Genomic DNA, 18,055 nt, shown 5'->3' with positions numbered 1-18,055 from the left:
TTATACCTTTATAAGCATAAGGAGTGATGTTGACTTAATGAGTATGCATGTGAAGTTCTGGGGGGTTCGAGGGTCGATCGCGACACCTTCCGCTGATCATATGAAATACGGCGGGAATACCTCCTGCGTTGAAGTCGTCATCAATAACCGAATTATCATTCTTGATGCCGGAACGGGGGTGAGGTTACTTGGCGAGTGCCTCATGAAACGCGGCTTGAAAGATTACCTCTTCCTGCAGTCGCACACCCATTGGGACCATATTAACGGATTCCCGTTTTTCAGCCCGATTTACCGCGATGATGTAAACATCAAGGTTATGGCCGGACATCTGAGCGAGTTGGGGGGAATCAAAAAGGTTCTTTCCTCGCAAATGTGTCAGCCGACATTTCCTGTCCCGTTCGCCGAGCTGGCAGCCAACCTCACATTTGAGGATTTCAAGTCAGGAGATAGTTTCTCCTTGGGGGGTGGCATTCATGTCCGCACCGCACCCATGAAGCATCCTGACGGAGGGACGGGCTATCGGATAGAATATGGCGGTAAATCCATTTGTTATATTACAGATACGGAGCATGTCATTGGTCGCCCGGATCAAGATATCCTGAATCTGATCGAAGACGCGAACCTCGTTATTTACGACTCGACCTACACTGACGAAGAATACCCGAAATTCAAGGGGTGGGGACATTCCACTTGGCAGGAGGGAGTACGTTTATGCAAGGCTGCCAACGTTGGCCAACTGGCGATTTTCCATCATGATCCTTCCCATGATGATGCCTTCATGGATCAGATTGCAAAAGACGCCACTCGGGCCTGGCCACAAGCATTTGTCGCCCGAGAAGGCATGACTGTTGAAATCGAAACGGAAAAATATCCGAATAAAATATCTCTCGCGATGTAGCGGGTTTCAGTATGACTTACGCTGATTAGTTGCTGCCGCTAGAAAAGACGATATCAAGCGAGAATTCCGCTCCTCAGCGAGACATGTGATATAGGTATCTTCTTTCAGGCGCTCGTCCTTTATCTCGATTGTATGAATACGCTTGTCCCAGCGAATATCCGTTTCCGTAAAGAAGGCAATGCCCAGGTTATTTGCGACCGCCTCGCGCCCGATTTCCTTATTTTTCATGTTCAGAACCTGCTCATCCTCATTGTGGATGAATTTAGACCAATGCCCCCTTATTTCCCGGACGGCATCGAGATCAAAAGGAAGTATGATCACCTGATCTTTTATGTCATCCAAGGCCATCACTTTCTTCTTTGACCAAGGATGCTTTTTCGAGACGGCCAGCTTTAGGGGTGCTTCCTCGACTTTGAGACAAAACAGTCTTTTGTCTTTCGTCGGAGCATGATGAATGGCAACATCCGCCCGAAAATCCAGAACTTCTTCATCGACTATTTCAGTAGATATTGTGGTAAAGGAAAAGTGAATGCCCGGGTACTGCGCTTGAAATGCCGATAAAAAAGAGAGGGATGGCAGGGACGAGGTTGCAACGATTTTCAAAAAGCCGATTTCCAATGAACCGAGGGAGGAGAGGAGCGTATGGGCTTCCTCCTCCAGACTAAAAATCCGCTTTGAAAGATTGAGAAGCAATCTTCCCGACGCCGTGATTTCGGTTTTTCGGCCACGCCGTTTGAACAGTTTCGTGTTGTAGCTTTGTTCTAGCGCCTTGACTTGCAACGTGACCGCTGGCTGGGTGAGCCCCAAAATTTTTGCTGCGGTGGAAAAACCTCCGGATTCTGCCACCGCATGAAACGCTTTTAACTGTACATGGTTCATTGTCGCATTCCGGATTTAGGTCATGCTGTGGTAGTCCACATTTACGCCCCTCAAGTAACAATAACTATATATACCTGACGATTAAGTTATGTTTTAACCCCTGTCAATTGAAATAATTGTTTATAATACACCATAATAGAGTATTTGTTTCGGCTGTTTTTGGCGACTGCCGTTGGAGTGTTATAAATTTCCCGTTTATGATGTGGTTTTTAGTGCGCTTCCGCGATAATCTGTGGAAAAGGCCTGTTTCGACGTGGAAGGAGCGCGTGTGACTGCAACAATTTATTTGGTTCGCCATGGTGAGGCTGCCGGTTCTTGGGATAATGCCCTTGACCCGGGACTGAGTGAGCGCGGGGCTGTTCAGGCAACGCAAATGGCAGACCGTTTATTCAATGAACTTCCGGTTTCCAATCTATTTTGCAGCCCACTTTGCCGCACCAGGGAAACGGTGGAGCCACTTGCCGGGCTTTGGCAAAAGGAAGCGATTATCACGCCGGAATTATCTGAAGTGCCGTCCGAGGGCGTTGATTTTGGGGATCGACGTCGCTGGCTGACCCGCGTAATGGCGGGAACATGGCAAGAACAATCCGAAAAACTGAACAACTGGCGATCGGCCATTCTCGATTTTACATCGGGTCAGGAGCAAGATGCTGTTTTTGTAACTCATTTTGTCGTTATCAATGCGATCATCGGGGCGATTGACAAGAGCGAGAACGTGATTGTTTTTCGACCCGATCATTGCTCCGTCACGAAAATACGGGTTTCGACGGACGGAATGAGTGTCGTTGAAAAAGGGCGGGAAGCTGTTACAGTCGTAAAATAACCGCGTTCGGCTCTCCTTTGGCAGGTTATCATCCGGATCCATGATATGGAAACAATAGCAGATATGGTGTATGCGAATTCTTCGAAACCCGAGGAGGAGACGGGGCGTTCAATCGATGATTATCACGTTGAGATGCACATTGGGCATCTGCTGCGCCGGGCGCATCAACGCGCCAGCGCTATCTTCCAGTCCTACATGGGGCATGAGCAGATCACACCGACCCAGTTCGCAGCTCTTGTAAAGCTGAGGGACGAGGGGGAACTTTCGCAAAATCATCTGGGGCGTCTGACGGCGATGGACCCCGCGACGATACAGGGAGTAACACGTCGGTTGATCGATCGCGGGTTGGTACAGATACGGCCTGACGAGACAGACCGCCGCCGGATGCTCCTGCGCTTGACAGATGAGGGGCGGAAGCTGACGGAGGATATTATCCCCTATGGTTTTGATATCACTGATGACACGCTTGAGCCGCTATCCGCTGAAGAGCAGGAAGTCTTTCTAAGGTTGTTGAAAAAGATCAGCTGACTCTATTCGGGCTATTGTTCATAGACGTCTCTGATAAAACGCCGGAGGTGTGAGAATGAGTATGAATTATTCCGGATACTGGCAGTTCTGGGCATTGCTTGCCGCCATCTTTGCCGCATTGACAGCCATCCTGGCGAAAGTCGGAGTGAGCGACATCAACTCAAATTTTGCGACTTTCCTGCGAACGATCGTGATCGTTTTTGCGCTGGCATTATTTCTCCTCTATACGGGCGAGTTTCAGCCCATTGATAAAGTATCTGGCAAGTCTTTTATATTTCTCGTCCTGTCGGGTCTGGCAACCGGCTTATCCTGGCTTTGTTACTTTCGGGCTCTGCAAATTGGCAAAGCGTCCCAAGTGGCACCCGTCGACAAGTTGAGTGTTATTTTTGTCGCGATAATAGCGTCCATATTTCTAGGAGAAAGCCTCTCGGGCCCAGCCTGGATTGGCGTCGGGATGATTGCGGGCGGAGCCATTCTCATCTCTGTCAGCTAGAAATGGCACAATAATATGCGGCCAAGCTGGTTTTTCGGTTTCTCGCTCATCATTCAAATGTGTATAAGCAAACCAAACACAGGGAGTGAGAGGGAATAGCCTGATGCATTGGGTTGTTGAACGGATATTGATCGGGCGACCGGACCGCCAGACGATTTCTAAATATGCAAAGGGAAGCGACAGATATCTTGGCGTTTTGCTCATTGTCTCTGCAGCGCTGCTTGGTCTTGCGATAACGCAACCAATGATAACGACGGTGGGATTTTTGGGGCTGGAGGGCCGCTATTCGCTGCTGACGGCATTGCCGGAATTGCTGAAGAGCGGGCAGGGTGGTCTGGCCGTGCTGATCGCTGTCCTTACGATTATCCTGCCAATTCTTCTGCTCTCGACGGCATTCGATCTTTGGTATAGGCATGAATTGGCGGACGCCAAGTTTCTTCGTAAATCGCGATTGCTGCGTCAGCTTGGCCGTCTTTGGCTGATGCTCCTCGGCCTCGTGTTGATCTTCATATATTTTGCCGTGCAGTCAGGAGAAGGTACGACTCTGCATCTTGCGGTTTACTATCTTGTTGTCTCGCTGGCACTTCAAAAACTCGTGGCTGCAAGACTTCAACCTCTGATTAATGCGGTGCAATTCGTTGAGATCGAGGAGGATGTGGACTAAAAGAAAGTTAACACTTTTTCCGGATACTTTAAGAGTTCGGTAAGTTATATCAGTTTTAAATTTTGATAGTAGTTTTGTTAATGCAATAGGTGTATCCGGTGTTAAAATTTGTGTTCACTAAGACAGCCCGCTATCCCGGCCTTGAGGTTGAGCATTATCAGATCCTGCGCAATCTTCGAACCTTGCTTGTCAATTTGAAATATCGCGGGCCAATCATGACCTTTCTGGGTCTTGCCGCCAATTTCTGCGCCAGAGCCAAAATTCCCCTCCTGCAGGAATACCGCTTCAACAAGCAGAACCTGAGGGAGAGTGGATTGGATACGGATGGTATCGTCGAGACAGCCGTGATGGATATTCCGGATGAGGTCCGTGCTTCCGCCTGCCGGTACGAGGCGGCATCGGATTATGAATTCCGGCATGTCCTGGAACGCCTCCATGTAGATTATCCGGCCTATCATTTTGTCGATTATGGATCGGGAAAGGGCGCTATTCTGGCCGCCGCCGCCCGTTATCCCTTCAAGTCGGTAACAGGCGTTGAGATAAGCGGCGCCTTACATCAGACGGCGATGAGAAATATTGCCGAGATGAAGCAACGACATATGATCCGCGCTGGCGCGCTTACCTCCGTGCATGGCGATGCGGCGAGCTACTCCCTGCCGAACGCGCCCCATGTTATTTATGTCTATAATTCTTTCGGCCCGGAGGTTCTGCAAAAGGTGCTGGACCGAATTTCAGAGGATCTTCGTGATATCGAGGAACCAGTATACTTCCTCTACAATAATCCCATGCATCATAATGTGCTTGAAAAAAGCCAGGAATTTCACCGGATGTCGAAGTCTTTTGGCGGAAAATGGCTTGTCTTCATTCGGCTCAGCAATTCTGATATTCTGAGAAAAACCGGTTAAATTATATTTTATCGGCTTAGCTCTTTCATGGCGGCTTCGAGCCCGCCTATTGTGAGCGGGAACATCCTGTCGGTCATCAGTTGCTTCATCATCTGGACAGACGGGGTATAGTCCCAATATTTCTCTGGTACCGGATTAAGCCAGACCGCTTTGCTGTAAATGCCGAGCAGCCGTTCCATCCAGGCTTGCCCGGCTTCTTCGTTCCAATGCTCGACACTCCCGCCGGCATAGGCAATCTCATAGGGGCTCATGGTTGCGTCCCCAACGATAATCAGCTTGTAATCGGCAGGGTAGGTATGTAGCACATCCCAAGTCGGCATAAAGGACGTGTGGCGACGGCTGTTTTCCTTCCAGAGCTTTTCATAAACGCAATTATGGAAGTAATAGAACTCCAGATGCTTGAACTCGCTGCGCGCGGCTGAGAACAGCTCCTCGCAGGCCTTGATATGATCGTCCATCGACCCGCCGATGTCGAACAGGATCAGGACCTTGACCGTGTTGTGCCGCTCGGGCCGCATTTTAAGATCGAGAAAACCCGCGTTCCGTGCTGTTGACCGGATGGTGTCGTCGAGGTCCAGCTCCTCCGCCGCGCCTTCGCGGGCGAACTGCCGCAGCCGTTTCATGGCGACCTTGATATTCCGGGTGCCGAGCTCGACACTGTCATCGAGGTTTTTATACTCACGTTTGTCCCAGACCTTGACGGCCTTGCGGTTGCGGCTCTCTTTTTGGCCAATGCGCACGCCCTCAGGATTGTAGCCATAGGCGCCAAAAGGGGATTTGCCCGCGGTACCGATCCATTTATTGCCGCCCTGGTGACGCTTTTCCTGTTCTTTCAGGCGTTCCTGCAGCGTTTCCATCAGCTTTTCCCAGCCGCCCATGGCCTCGACCTGTGCCTTCTCCTCATCGGTGAGGGAGAGCTCGGCCAGTTTTTTGAGCCATTCATCCGGGATTTCAACGGTTTGATCTTCGGCAATAAACTCGATACCGTTAAAGCAATGTCCGAACACCTGGTCGAACTTGTCGAGGTTCTTTTCGTCCTTCACCAGCGTTGCACGAGCGAGATAGTAAAAATCATTTACCGAATATTCCGCGCACCCCGCCTTGAGCGCCTCGATCAGGGTCAGATACTCCCGTAGGGTAACGGGAACTGAGGCCTCCTTTAGCGTGAAGAAGAATTGCGTAAACATGGCCGCGTTATCCTAGCGTTGCTCGCGGCGGGACAGGAAAGCGAGCCGTTCAAACAGATGCACGTCCTGCTCGTTCTTGAGTAAGGCGCCATGAAGCGGCGGAATAAGCTTGGACGGATCTTTGGAGCGAAGCACATCTTCGGGCAGGTCTTCACTCATCAGCAGTTTCAGCCAATCGAGCAGTTCGCTGGTGGACGGCTTCTTCTTGAGACCCGGCGTTTCGCGGACATCAAAGAAAACTTTCAGCGCATCACGGACAAGCTCCTGCTTGGCATCGGGGTGATGGACTTCGACGATTTTCTCCATCGTTTCCGTATCAGGGAAGCTGATGTAGTGGAAGAAGCAGCGACGCAGGAAAGCGTCCGGCAGTTCCTTTTCATTGTTCGAGGTGATGATCACCAGTGGCCGGTGCTTGGCCTTGATCGTCTCCTGCGTCTCATAGACAAAGAATTCCATCCGGTCGAGTTCCTGCAACAGGTCGTTCGGAAACTCGATATCCGCCTTGTCGATCTCGTCGATCAGAAGAATCGGGCTTTCTTTGGCGGTGAAGGCTTCCCACATCTTGCCGGGGCGGATGTAATTGGAAATATCATGCACCTTGTCGTCGCCGAGCTGTGAATCGCGCAGGCGGGACACGGCATCATATTCATAGAGGCCCTGCTGGGCCTTGGTGGTGGATTTGATGTTCCATTCAATAAACTGCTTGCTAAGGGCTTTCGCCACTTCCTGGGCCAGCACGGTCTTGCCGGTGCCGGGCTCTCCCTTGATGAGAAGGGGACGCTGCAGTGTCATGGCGGCATTGACGGCGATCATCAGATCTTCCGTTGCCACATAAGTATCGGTACCTGTAAATTTCATGCCGTACTCTCGTTTTCTTTTTCTTTTTCTATGGATTGCGGAGGCGCTATTTATTGGAAAATAAGCCCCGCAGGCGGTTTGATCAAGCTATTTGACAAAAAGTCAATTTAGCGAGGCGCAAATTGCCCGGTTATTTCAAAACAGCAGGGAAGTCTGCGCCGTGGGTTACCTTGTTGCCCGCTTCACAGTGCAGAAGATCTTTCAGCAGTCCGTTCTTCACTGAGTAGATGATGCCGTGGACGGCAAATTTCTGTCCCCTGTCCCAGGCATCCTGGACGATCGTCGTGGCGCAGACGTTCTGCACCTGTTCGATGACGTTGAGTTCGCAGAGAAGATCGGTCTTTTCTTGCTGTGTTGCCGCTTTTTCTATCAGGTCGTTGTATATGCGGGCGGTTGTCCGGATATGCCTGAGCCAATTATCGATCATGCCGTTTTTCTGGGACGACATGGCTGCTGCGATACCTCCACAGCCATAGTGGCCGCAGACAATAACATGCCGGACTTTCAATACCTCGATGGCATATTGCAGGACGGAAAGACAGTTGAGGTCTGAAGGGACAACGATATTGGCAATATTACGGTGCACGAACACCTCGCCCGGTGGGAGGTCCATGATCTGGTTGGCGGGAACGCGGCTGTCAGAACAGCCGATCCAGAGATGCTCAGGTGTTTGCTGATGGGCGAGGCGGGAGAAAAATTCGGGATCCGATGCCGTGGTGTTGGCCGCCCAAGCCTTGTTTTTCTCGAATACTTTCTTAAAATCTTCCATCAACCGGTTCCTTGTAACGTTCCATGTATCGATTCGGGCCCCGTACCCCGCACACGGGCGACTATTTAACATAAAATCCGGCTAGGGAAACTCTTTATTGAGAGAGAGTAGTCTCGGAATTTTGGCTAAATGAATTGACAAATGAACCGTTTGGACGGAGCGTTATGGCAACAATAATAATAGTCAGAAATCTGTATGCCCCCGGAATCCAGACCTCCTGCTGTCAAACGACGTGCAATATACATATTCCTCGTTTGTGCTGTGTTGTTCGGCCTGGGGCAGTTCCACCGCTATTCTGGCGGGGTTGTCATGCTTCCCGTCGCCAATGATCTCGGTATTGCCGTTGAAAACCTCGGCATAGCAGCGGCTGTCCTGTTTTTTGCGTCGGCGCTGGTTCAGGTGCCGACCGGCATGGCGCTCGATCGGTTCGGCCCGCGCATCATTCTTCCCATGATCACAAGCTTGGGCGTTGTCGGGTCACTCATGCTCGCTATTGCGACAAGTCTCCATGAAGTCGTGGCGGCGCGTATCCTTATCGGGGTAGGGTATTCCGCCATTATGATGTCGTCCTATGTCTTGTTCGCAAAATGGTTCCCGCCTACGAAATTTGCGACATTGGCATCCTGGCTGCTGGCGGCGTCCAGCTTCGGCGGCATAATGGCATCGGGCCCGCTCGCCTATATTATTGAGCACTATGGCTGGCGCAGCCCCTTTATTGTGATTGGCAGCCTTACCTTCCTGGTGTTGGTAATTGGTGTCTACATCATCCAGGATGTCCCGCCCAAGTATAAGCGTGACGAGGCAACGCCCGTCACCATCGGGCAAAGTATTCGCGGATATGGCGAGGTTCTGCTGCATCCGAAATTCTTTAATCTTCTTGCCATGGGCTTTGTCTCCTACGGTCCGGCAGTTGCGATACTTGGCATGTGGGGCGGACCGTACCTTGAGAAGAATTATGGCCTCGATGGAGTGGAGCGGGGGCAGATCCTGTTCCTGATGACGGTTGTTGTCCCGATTGGGGCACTGTTTTTCGGCCCACTCGACCGTATTTTCAGAAGCCGCAAGAAAATCATCATAACCGCTGTGCTGACCGAGCTTGTCGCCTTTAGCATTCTTGGCCTCGTTGATGATCTTCCGCTCTGGTCCATCGCCTGCCTTTTTGTCTATATCGCCTTTATCCAGCAATATTATGTTGTCCTGGGCGCCCACTGCCGAAACTCATTCCCGGATTATCTTGTCGGCCGGGCCAACTCGACCCTGAACCTGATCAGCATCATGGGTGTCGGGTTCATGCAGTCGCTATTCGGTTGGGTTCTCTCGGTGAACGGGGAGACAGGATATGAGACATCCTTCCTGATGGTCGCGGGCTTGCTGGTTGTCGCCCTTGTGATCTATTCCGGCTCTTCCGAAAAGTCACTTTTCGCCCGGATAGATCGCTGAAATTTCAGCCTGTCATCATTCCAACACAGTTTTCGGATACAAAAGACAGACATACAGGGCTGATCACATTTTCGTCAGTGATCAGCTAGGGGGATTGAAAATTATTTAAAAAAGTCTTAAATTAGAACGATTACAATGTGCGCCCAGTTCCACGCCGTCCGCATGCGGCCCAATCAAGTGGGAGGAAGATCACATGAACAAGCAGGAGACAGTAAATTCTCAGAAGCGCAACCGCGCCTTTGTCTCGACCGCAATGTCCATTCCGATGCTATCGCGGGAGAGGGAATTCGAACTTGCATATCTCTGGCGAAAGGAAGGGGACGAGAAGGCTCTGCATGAGCTGGTTTCCGCCTACATGCGCCTTGTTGTTTCGATGGCGTCAAAGTTCCGGAATTACGGCCTTTCCATGAGCGATCTCGTTCAGGAGGGCAACATCGGCCTGATGCAGGCGGCCTTCAAGTTTGAGCCGGAACGTGAAATTCGCTTTTCAACCTATGCCAGTTGGTGGATCAAGTCGGCGATGCAGGATTATGTCCTGCGGAATTGGTCAATCGTGCGGTCCGGGACCAGCGCCTCCCAGAAATCGCTGTTTTTCAATCTGCGTTGGCTGCGGGCAAAAATCCAGAATATGGATGATTCTGCCTTCTCTACCGAAACACTGATTTCCATCTCTAAAAAGCTGAAAATCGGCATTTCCGATGTTGAAAACATGGCGAACCGTCTTTCTAGCCGGGATCAGTCCCTGAATGCGCCCGTGGGGCAGGAGGGGGATGACAGTATCGAGGATTTTCTCCCTGATACCAATCCGTCACCGGAAGAGAATACGATGCGCAACATCGATGGTGCAGCCCGATCAAGTTGGCTGGAAACGGCTCTCCAGGAACTGACGGACCGGGAGCAGGTCATCATCCGCGAAAGACGGCTTCAGGACGACAAGACGACCCTCGAAGTACTGGGAAACCGTCTTGGAATTACAAAGGAGCGCGTCCGACAGATCGAACATAAGGCTTTCGAGAAGTTGCGCCATTCGGTTGTCCGTATCAGCCGGGAAGCGAACCGAAATCCGGCGCTTGAATCAGACAGGAAACAAATATCTTAAAATAACCGTCCCTGTGTCCCGGTTTTGTCTGTGGGCTCAATCAGATTTTCATCATCGTTTCGGACATTGCCGACACGGCTGGAGACTTCATAGAACTGCATCCTGTCCGCCGCGAATGGCTTGAGCAGATCTTCTCCCCCTTTACCATTTAGCCAGGCGTCATGGTCTGATGTGTCGAGGATGACGGGCATACGGGGATGGATAAATTCGATGCTTTTTGCCGCTGTCGTTGTCAGTATTGTACAGCTCTTGATCTTTTCTCCATCCGGTGAGATCCAGCTTTCCCATAGCCCTGCGAAAGCGAAAAGCGGCATGTCGGCAATTCCGATTAGCCAGGGCTGCTTCGTGCTCTTGCCTGTTTTCTGCCACTCAAAAAAGCTGTTGGCCGGGATAAGGCAGCGGCGGCTTTTATAAGCTGCGCGAAATGCCGGCTTCTCGGCAACCGTCTCGCTTCTGGCATTTATCATGCGCGCGCTGAACTCCGGTGACTTGGCCCAGGAAGGAATAAGTCCCCAGTGAGCGAAGAAGTGATGGGGCTTGTGCCCTTCTTCTCCTTCTTCAAGCCGGATAGCGGAAATATTTGTTGTTGGCGCAATGTTATATCGTGGCGCGAGGTTGGGACGTTCCGAAAAGCCGAAAAGGCTCTGCATGGCTTCTGTCGAACTTGTTAGACTGAAACGGCCGCACATCACCTTATCCTTTTTGCGGTTTATATTTTCGTCTCACTGTGACCGAGGCTACAGTTTATCCCATTTTAAGGCTTGAACCGGCTTTTTCAGGGACAAATCCCTTGATCGGATTCACAGGATATATATTTCCCCATCAAGACAGCAGACTATTGAAAGTTGATGGATCTGCCAAGGAAAACGCTTGATAAGCGGTTCATACTTGAAGGATGAAGAAGATGGGTGATGAGGTTAAGGCGGCGTGGTTCCTCGCGGCAATGTTGGTCTGCTTTCTGGGGTTGATCCCTTTCATTCTGTAGGGATGCTAGCCGAGGTTAGCGAGACTTGGGAAAAGTTCCAGAAACCAGTAGGCGAGTATCTGGAACTGTCCGGTGAAGATGAGTAGACCTGTTGCGATCAGTATCACCCCGGTTCCGATTTCGATCATTTTGAAATAACGGCGAAATCCCCGCATGAAAACAAGGAAGCGGTTGATGGCGAAGGCGGCTAGAATGAACGGAATACCAAGGCCGAGCGAATAGACGCCAAGCAGGCTGACCCCGTACCCAAGCGAACTTTCGCTGGCGGCAATCGCTAGAATCGTCCCGAGAATTGGCCCGATGCAAGGGGTCCATCCAAATCCGAAGGCAAGCCCGATGACATAGGCCCCGAACCAGTTTTGCGGCTTTTCGATATCATTAAAGCGTGCTTCCCGATAAAGCAGCGGAATACGCAGTAATCCCGTCATGTGGATGCCGAAAATGATTATGATGGCGCCCGCGATCTTCGATAAAATATCAAGATGTTCAATAATCAGGCGATTTATGTAGGAGGCGGACGCCCCGAGAAGGACGAAAACCGTTGAAAAACCGGCGACGAATATCAGGGATAGGGCAACAACCCGCCAGTTTATACCCTTAGCATTGCCGGCATTTTCAGCGTCAGTCAGTTCTTCCAGACTGGTGCCAGCAATCAGGCACAGGTAGGCCGGGACCAGAGGCAGGACGCAAGGGCTCAGGAAACTGATCAGCCCGCCACCGGCCGCCGCAAAATACGATACTTCCAAACCCGCCATTCCCAATTGACCTCGCTTTGTCAGGAGCCCCGCCAGAGTTACCTCTTTTGTTCGGTGCAATCCAGTCACAAGATTGTATATTGCTCTGTAAAGCGGACTAATGACAGGGACTGCGACAATATGACCGAGAGATTTGCGACCCATGCTCTTTGCCGTGTGCTCGACGGCCCGGGCGCAGTAAAACTTGAACAGATTCCGTTGCCGTTGCTTGAGCCCGGGCAACTCCGTATCCGCCTGAAAGCGGCGGCGCTGAATTTCCCAGACCTTCTGATGACCTATGGAAAGTATCAGTTCAAACCGGAGTTGCCGTTTATCCTCGGTATGGAGGGGGTGGGAATTGTCGAAGAATCCAGGGATCCCGAAGCCCCTTTTAAGGCAGGGGATGCCGTGCTTTATAAAAGCAAGACGGGCGCCTTTGCGAGCCATGCAATTGCATCCGCTCATCAGTTGGAGCCGATGCCAACCAATCTTACTTTTGAGCAGGCAGCCGCCTTCTCGGTAACCTTCCTCACGGCCTATGTCTCGCTGGCGGAGCGGGGCACTTTAAAGGCGGAGGAGACGCTTCTGGTGTTGGGCGCAGGGGGCGGCGTCGGGCAAGCGACAGTCACTCTTGGCAAGGCTCTCGGCGCAACCGTTATTGCCGCCGCGAGTTCGCAGGAAAAGCTGGATATCGCGAAAGCCAGCGGTGCGGATTATCTCATCAATTACAGCGAGGAGAATTTTCCGAAGCGAGTTCAGGAAATTACGAAAGGTCACGGAGCCGATGTGATCCTCGATCCGGTCGGCGGAAAGTTCTTTGAGCAAAGTCTTGATTGTATCGCCTGGGCCGGCCGTCTTCTGGTTGCCGGGTTCGCCAGCGGAGAATTTGGCGTGTTGAAGGCGGATCTGGCGGTCGCGCGGGGGTGCTCCGTTATCGGGGTACGTGCCGGTGAATTCGGTCGCCGCGATCCCGCAGCCGGTCAACGAGCAGCAATCGCCCTCCGGCGTATTGCCGAGGAGAAGGATTTGAAGCCGATCATAGGCAAAAGCTGGCCCCTCAATCAGATTTCTGAGGCGCTTGCGTCCATGGAAAGCCGGGGGATAGCAGGAAAACAGGTGGTCCTGATCGATACTTGAAGACGCGCAGCATGCCCTGACAGACTGTATAAACCGGTCAGGATAAGGATACGACTGTCTAGCTATGATTCTTCAGGCGACTTCAGCGAGATTCGTCGAATCACCGATAAAGATATTCTCCAGCAACCGCAGAACATCGACAACATTTTCATCCTGCAATGAATAATAGATTGTCTGCGCCTCTCGTCGTGTCTTTACAACATCTTCCTTGCGGAGTCTGGCAAGATGCTGAGATAATGCGGACTGGCTCAAGCCAACTATCTCTTCAAGCTCGCCGACAGAGCGTTCTGCATCGACAAGATTACACAAAATGAGAAGACGGTGCTTATTTGAAATGGCCTTTAAAAAACGGCTGGCGTCATTCGCCTTATTCTGTAGCGGCATCATATTCATCAATAAAACCATACACTTTTGTTCAAATTTAAAATTCTCATTAGCTGATATATCAATTAGTCTAATTGATGCAAGCAAAACAGTTTAAAATAACAACAAAAATATGTGAAACTCTAATTTATAAGCAGCGAGCATAAATTTTAGGCAGCTAATGCACAGTTTTTGTTAGTTTTTCTTGCTTTATCTCTCTTCCGGACTCACGTCGACCTGACGAATCTTGCGTTTGATTTCCCCCGCAGAAGGGCTCCTTGCGGCAAAATCTTGAATATTACGTTAATCTCTGATATGAAACCTCCCGTCCGGTTAAACTGGCATTATGAGATTCAAGCGAATTTGCTGAGTTGGATCATATACCTCATTTGGGGGATAAAACTGTTGGCAACCGGACCCATTGATTTCAAGGCAAGTGTTAATATCTTAACTAAATGATTTGGCTGATCTTTTTCGGCCTTATCGGAATTATAATGTTACCGAGTGACAAGAATTTATTAACCAGCAATCACGATCTATAGTTAACAGAAGGTAAAATAAATTAGGGCGCGTCCCGTAAAAGGGGGATGAGGGCGGATTAGTCAGTTTGATAGATTCGCCAGACAGCAGGAATCAGTCCTGATAATGCAGCTTTGCAATTTACATAGTGATGGAAAAGTGACGATGCAAAACCCACGGAACGACGAGATTTCGATGGAAAATACCCGGTCTCATGAACTTGGCCTCGCCTTGGGCGCGCTCAGCATCATGGCTGCAGTAATCGTTGGCTTTGGCCTTCTGTTTCAAATCGGCGCTTCTGCCAAACCGATGGATAATGTCGCCTATTCCGGTGCGATAAAGCATGCAAACCTGATGCGGCTGGACAAGAAGTTCGCCGAATTAAAGACGGTTTCAGGTTCGGCCATTACTCTTCCCAACCTTGATATGCCCCTCGGCGATAATCTGGATAAGAACTTGAAATCGGTCGATCTGTTCGGCCGCGTATTCACCCGCGAAGAAATGTGTCTCGCTCAGGCGGTCTATTTTGAGGCCCGGAGCGAGCCTCTTGTCGGTCAGGTAGCCATTGCTGAGGTTATCCTGAACCGCATTGTGGATCCACGGTACCCGGATACGGCCTGTGACGTCGTGTTCCAAAACCAGCATCTGCGGAATAAATGCCAGTTCTCCTTCGCCTGTGATGGATTGTCCGATCGCCCGAAAAATGCTGGTGCCTGGGAAAAATCTCTTAAGGTAGTTGCGCTGGTGATGAAAGGCGAGCGTAGCGGCGTTGCAAAACGCGCAACCCATTATCATGCAGCTTATGTTTCCCCGAGATGGAGCGCGCATTTAAGCAAGCTCGGTCAGGTCGGCAGCCATATTTTCTATCGGGAAGAAGCTATCTAGCCTGCGGCAACGCTACGCTGCCTCCGGTGATAGGCTATCGCTGTATGGATGATCAATGTGGTGATAACCACAGCCCCGCCCCCCAGAGTCTCCGGGCGGGGCATTTCATCCAGCACAAGCCAAACCCAGAGAGAGCCGAAAATACTCTCTAACAGCATCAGCAGGCTGACTTCCGGTGCGGATATATAGCGCGGCCCGACGGTGATCAGCCCGAAAGCAAGGGGTAAGACAACAAGGCCGAGCAGAATTAGATATGTAACATCAGAACTGGTGATTGCGAGCGGGGACGCGAAGGGCAGTGCGAGAATTGCGGTAAGGAGCCCTGCGAACCCGAGAGAGGGGACCATATCAATACTCCGGGCATGGCGCACCGTCGTTATCTGGCCAGCGATCATAAAGGCACAGACAATAGCGGAAAGATCGCCATATCGGCTGCCACCGCCGATGCTGCCCATGAAAATCAGACTGATCCCGCCGGTGCATATGGCGATGGCAATCCAGGTTGATGGCAGGATTGATTCTTTCAGTATCAGCCAGGAGAACAGCGCGGCGAAAAGCGGTGCCGTTGAGATAATCACGAGGGCATTGGCGACACTTGTATGGGTGACCGCCAGGACAAAGAAGATAGTACTCAGGCAGAAAAGGACCGCCGCCAGCAATCCGCGCCGACCCATGGCCCGAACAGTATCGCGTATGCCGAAGCCGTGCCTGAGAAAGTAAAATCCGAAAATTCCGAGGGAGAACAATAAACCGCGCCAGAACAGAAGCGTTGCGCTATCCGTTTCAATGAGGCGGACCAGAAGACCGTCCGGCGAAAGAATGAGGACGCCCGCCGCTGTAACCAGAATGCCGTAGAGATGTGGGGAAATTTTCGCCATTTTATTGTTTTCTCGTTGTTCTCAGACAATTTTATGCGCAATTAGGCTGTCGGCGGTTTCTTCGATGGATCGCGTCATTTGCATAGGGTTCCAGCCAAAATCCCCGCGAATGCGGGAGGTATCGAATTTCGTGGCCGGGCCAAGCCGGGAAACTACCAGTTTGAATGTCGGGCTGAACAGCGCAAGGAAATGAACAAGCCAATCCGGCACAGGGCGCTGTATAACCTTATATCCTTTTGGCGTCATATGTTTTTTAAGGCAGGCGGCGATGTCGCGAAAGGACATGGCTTCGGCCACGCAGATATACCGTTTTCCCGGCGCAGCCCTATGCGTCAGCGCTGTAACATGCGCCGAAGCGACATCACGGACATCAACCAGACTAAAGCCGATATTGGGAATGCCGGGAACATCCCGCGCCAGGATTCGGCGGATGATTTCATGGGACGCGCTGGTATCCGAATCAATAACGGGGCCCAGGACAAAGCCCGGATTGATGACGGAGAATTCCGGCTTCTTGTCGTCGGCGAGAGAGTTGATAAATTCCCAGGATGCGCGTTCCGCAATCGTCTTGCTTTTCTGGTAGGCGCCGATGTCTTTTTCCGTATCGCTCCAATGGGATTCATTGAGGGCTTCCGACTTGTCATGCCCGCCGGAGACCGCAGCAATTGATGACGTCATGACGATACGCCTGACCCCGGCATCGACTGCGGCCTTTATTGCTCTGAGAGCTCCGTCACGGGCCGGAACAATCAGGTCGTTCTCGTCCTTGGGCGCCTCGGCCGGCAGGGGGGAGGCCATATGTAGAAGATAGTCCGCATCCACCATGGCGCCAGCCCAGCCGGCGTCGTCATTCAGGTCCGCTTTCACGAAACTCAGATTCGTTACATCGCAATGATGCGAGAGGGATTTGACCAGACTCTCCATCCGGCTGAGATCGCGCAGGGTTCCGCGGACGGTATACCCCTGCTGCAGCAAAAGGCAGATGGTATGAAGTGCGATAAAGCCTGATGCGCCGGTTACCGTCACCAGAGTGGATTCCCTCATTCTTCTCTCCTTGATCAGTACATCCCTACAATAGGGAAGTTTTCCGCAGTCTACTTTAAAAAAATCCATCACGTTTTTTGGGAAGACTTATCCCTGATAACGACGCAGACTGTTTTCATGTCTGCGGCAAAGGAGTGAGATATGAAAAGCGGGAGTATCGACTGGCAAAAGGCGGACGAAAGTCTGGATCGTGACGGTTATGTCATGCTTCCCGGACTGTTACAGGCCGAACAATGCCGCACCTTGATCAAAGATTTCGAAGAAGATGCGCGTTATCGGCGTCATATTGTTATGCAGCACCATGGCTATGGTCAGGGCGAGTATAAATATTTTGACTATCCCTTACCAACGCTGGTGGCGGAACTGCGGGAGGAATATTATCCTCCGCTCGCAAAGATTGCGAACCGCTGGGAAGACAAACTGGGGACTGATCAGCGCTTCCCCGAAACACTCGGCGAATACACAGCGCAATGTCATGCGGCGGGACAGAAAAGGCCGACGCCGTTAATCCTGAAATACGGGGAGGGAGATTATAACCGGCTGCATCAGGATCTATATGGTGAGCTGCTCTTTCCGTTGCAGATGGCCATCCTGCTTAGTGACCCGACTTCGGATTTTGAGGGTGGGGAGTTTGTTCTCACAGAGCAGCGTCCGCGGCAACAATCCAGGGCGCGCATTGTTCCGCTCTCAAAAGGCGATGCGGTCATTTTCGCCGTCAATCAACGGCCGGTACCGGGCAAGAATCGATTTTCCCGCGTTACGATGCGGCACGGGGTAAGCGATGTGCGCAAAGGTCAACGCTTCACCCTCGGCATCATTTTCCATGACGCGAAATAGCACAGGGAACGAAAAAGATCGGTCGATTGCAGCCTTTATTTTGTTTTGACAACCGATTGGAATTGGATACTGTTCTGGAAACGGCACATTTTCTCATCGGTGTGCCGGTCATGAGTATGGCCGTTTGGGG

Annotated in this window: 20 protein-coding genes; 11 read left to right on the top strand and 9 right to left on the bottom strand. The window is 51.3% G+C overall.

Going from position 1 to position 18,055, the window contains the following annotated elements; all coding sequences use genetic code 11:
- The first annotated feature begins 37 nt into the window (after positions 1-37).
- Positions 38-898 (top strand): MBL fold metallo-hydrolase, encoded by an 861-nt coding sequence (locus AAC599_RS10450; protein WP_340150340.1) that lies wholly within the window; start codon positions 38-40, stop codon positions 896-898.
- Between the two features lie 6 nt (positions 899-904).
- Here AAC599_RS10450 and AAC599_RS10445 read toward each other — a convergent pair whose 3' ends face one another.
- The gene (locus tag AAC599_RS10445) at positions 905-1,777 is read right to left on the bottom strand and encodes a LysR substrate-binding domain-containing protein (protein ID WP_340150339.1); all 873 of its coding nucleotides are present in this window, start codon (positions 1,775-1,777) and stop codon (positions 905-907) included.
- 232 nt (positions 1,778-2,009) lie between these two features.
- Between AAC599_RS10445 and AAC599_RS10440 the strand changes: the two genes are divergently transcribed.
- From AAC599_RS10440 to AAC599_RS10420, 5 genes are all read left to right on the top strand, one after another.
- Complete coding sequence (locus AAC599_RS10440; protein WP_340150338.1) at positions 2,010-2,600, top strand: histidine phosphatase family protein; 591 nt, start codon at positions 2,010-2,012, stop codon at positions 2,598-2,600.
- A 45-nt stretch (positions 2,601-2,645) separates the two neighbouring features.
- Positions 2,646-3,128 carry a MarR family transcriptional regulator gene (locus AAC599_RS10435; protein WP_340150337.1) on the top strand — a complete coding sequence of 161 codons (483 nt, stop codon included), beginning with the start codon at positions 2,646-2,648 and terminating at the stop codon, positions 3,126-3,128.
- 55 nt (positions 3,129-3,183) lie between these two features.
- On the top strand, positions 3,184-3,621 hold the full coding sequence (locus AAC599_RS10430) for an EamA family transporter (protein WP_340150336.1): 438 nt from the start codon (positions 3,184-3,186) through the stop codon (positions 3,619-3,621).
- A gap of 103 nt (positions 3,622-3,724) precedes the next feature.
- The gene (locus AAC599_RS10425) at positions 3,725-4,285 is read left to right on the top strand and encodes a paraquat-inducible protein A (RefSeq protein WP_340150335.1); all 561 of its coding nucleotides are present in this window, start codon (positions 3,725-3,727) and stop codon (positions 4,283-4,285) included.
- 98 nt (positions 4,286-4,383) lie between these two features.
- Entirely contained in the window at positions 4,384-5,190 is an 807-nt protein-coding gene (locus tag AAC599_RS10420) for a class I SAM-dependent methyltransferase (RefSeq protein WP_340150334.1), read from the top strand.
- 8 nt (positions 5,191-5,198) lie between these two features.
- Here AAC599_RS10420 and AAC599_RS10415 read toward each other — a convergent pair whose 3' ends face one another.
- From AAC599_RS10415 to can, 3 genes are all read right to left on the bottom strand, one after another.
- Positions 5,199-6,377 (bottom strand): VWA domain-containing protein, encoded by a 1,179-nt coding sequence (locus AAC599_RS10415; protein WP_340150333.1) that lies wholly within the window; start codon positions 6,375-6,377, stop codon positions 5,199-5,201.
- Positions 6,378-6,389: 12 nt separating this feature from the next.
- Positions 6,390-7,235, bottom strand: coding sequence for a MoxR family ATPase (locus AAC599_RS10410; RefSeq protein ID WP_340150332.1), 846 nt, complete (start codon positions 7,233-7,235; stop codon positions 6,390-6,392).
- Between the two features lie 130 nt (positions 7,236-7,365).
- Positions 7,366-8,004: a carbonate dehydratase gene (can, locus tag AAC599_RS10405; RefSeq protein ID WP_340150331.1), complete on the bottom strand. Its 639-nt coding sequence runs from the start codon at positions 8,002-8,004 to the stop codon at positions 7,366-7,368.
- A 195-nt stretch (positions 8,005-8,199) separates the two neighbouring features.
- On the opposite strand from can, the gene AAC599_RS10400 reads away from it, so the two are divergent.
- Positions 8,200-9,444, top strand: coding sequence for an MFS transporter (locus tag AAC599_RS10400; RefSeq protein ID WP_340150330.1), 1,245 nt, complete (start codon positions 8,200-8,202; stop codon positions 9,442-9,444).
- Between the two features lie 193 nt (positions 9,445-9,637).
- Positions 9,638-10,543 carry an RNA polymerase factor sigma-32 gene (locus AAC599_RS10395; protein ID WP_340150329.1) on the top strand — a complete coding sequence of 302 codons (906 nt, stop codon included), beginning with the start codon at positions 9,638-9,640 and terminating at the stop codon, positions 10,541-10,543.
- Here the strand turns inward: AAC599_RS10395 and AAC599_RS10390 are convergent.
- Together AAC599_RS10390 and AAC599_RS10385 are read right to left on the bottom strand one after the other, a co-directional pair.
- Positions 10,540-11,232 carry an SOS response-associated peptidase gene (locus AAC599_RS10390; protein WP_340150328.1) on the bottom strand — a complete coding sequence of 231 codons (693 nt, stop codon included), beginning with the start codon at positions 11,230-11,232 and terminating at the stop codon, positions 10,540-10,542. The genes AAC599_RS10395 and AAC599_RS10390 overlap by 4 nt on opposite strands.
- Before the next feature lie 301 nt (positions 11,233-11,533).
- Positions 11,534-12,283 carry a cytochrome c biogenesis protein CcdA gene (locus AAC599_RS10385; protein WP_340150327.1) on the bottom strand — a complete coding sequence of 250 codons (750 nt, stop codon included), beginning with the start codon at positions 12,281-12,283 and terminating at the stop codon, positions 11,534-11,536.
- 120 nt (positions 12,284-12,403) lie between these two features.
- On the opposite strand from AAC599_RS10385, the gene AAC599_RS10380 reads away from it, so the two are divergent.
- A complete protein-coding gene (locus tag AAC599_RS10380; RefSeq protein WP_340150326.1) occupies positions 12,404-13,399 on the top strand; it encodes an NADPH:quinone oxidoreductase family protein in 996 nt (331 codons plus the stop codon).
- 72 nt (positions 13,400-13,471) lie between these two features.
- Here the strand turns inward: AAC599_RS10380 and AAC599_RS10375 are convergent, their stop codons facing one another.
- The gene (locus tag AAC599_RS10375; protein WP_340150325.1) at positions 13,472-13,792 is read right to left on the bottom strand and encodes a metalloregulator ArsR/SmtB family transcription factor; all 321 of its coding nucleotides are present in this window, start codon (positions 13,790-13,792) and stop codon (positions 13,472-13,474) included.
- 654 nt (positions 13,793-14,446) lie between these two features.
- Here AAC599_RS10375 and AAC599_RS10370 point away from each other — a divergent pair.
- Positions 14,447-15,166: a cell wall hydrolase gene (locus tag AAC599_RS10370; protein WP_340150324.1), complete on the top strand. Its 720-nt coding sequence runs from the start codon at positions 14,447-14,449 to the stop codon at positions 15,164-15,166.
- Here AAC599_RS10370 and AAC599_RS10365 read toward each other — a convergent pair.
- Both AAC599_RS10365 and AAC599_RS10360 read right to left on the bottom strand, forming a co-directional pair.
- The gene (locus tag AAC599_RS10365; protein ID WP_340150323.1) at positions 15,163-16,044 is read right to left on the bottom strand and encodes a DMT family transporter; all 882 of its coding nucleotides are present in this window, start codon (positions 16,042-16,044) and stop codon (positions 15,163-15,165) included. The two genes, AAC599_RS10370 and AAC599_RS10365, sit on opposite strands and share 4 nt — an antisense overlap.
- Before the next feature lie 21 nt (positions 16,045-16,065).
- Entirely contained in the window at positions 16,066-17,088 is a 1,023-nt protein-coding gene (locus AAC599_RS10360) for an aldehyde reductase (protein WP_340150322.1), read from the bottom strand.
- A gap of 141 nt (positions 17,089-17,229) precedes the next feature.
- Between AAC599_RS10360 and AAC599_RS10355 the strand changes: the two genes are divergently transcribed.
- On the top strand, positions 17,230-17,925 hold the full coding sequence (locus AAC599_RS10355; protein ID WP_340150321.1) for a 2OG-Fe(II) oxygenase: 696 nt from the start codon (positions 17,230-17,232) through the stop codon (positions 17,923-17,925).
- Positions 17,926-18,055 lie beyond the last annotated feature (130 nt).

The organism is uncultured Sneathiella sp., assembly GCF_963976355.1.
Taxonomy (GTDB): Bacteria; Pseudomonadota; Alphaproteobacteria; order Sneathiellales; family Sneathiellaceae; genus Sneathiella.
This window is presented reverse-complemented; position numbering and strand designations above follow the sequence as displayed.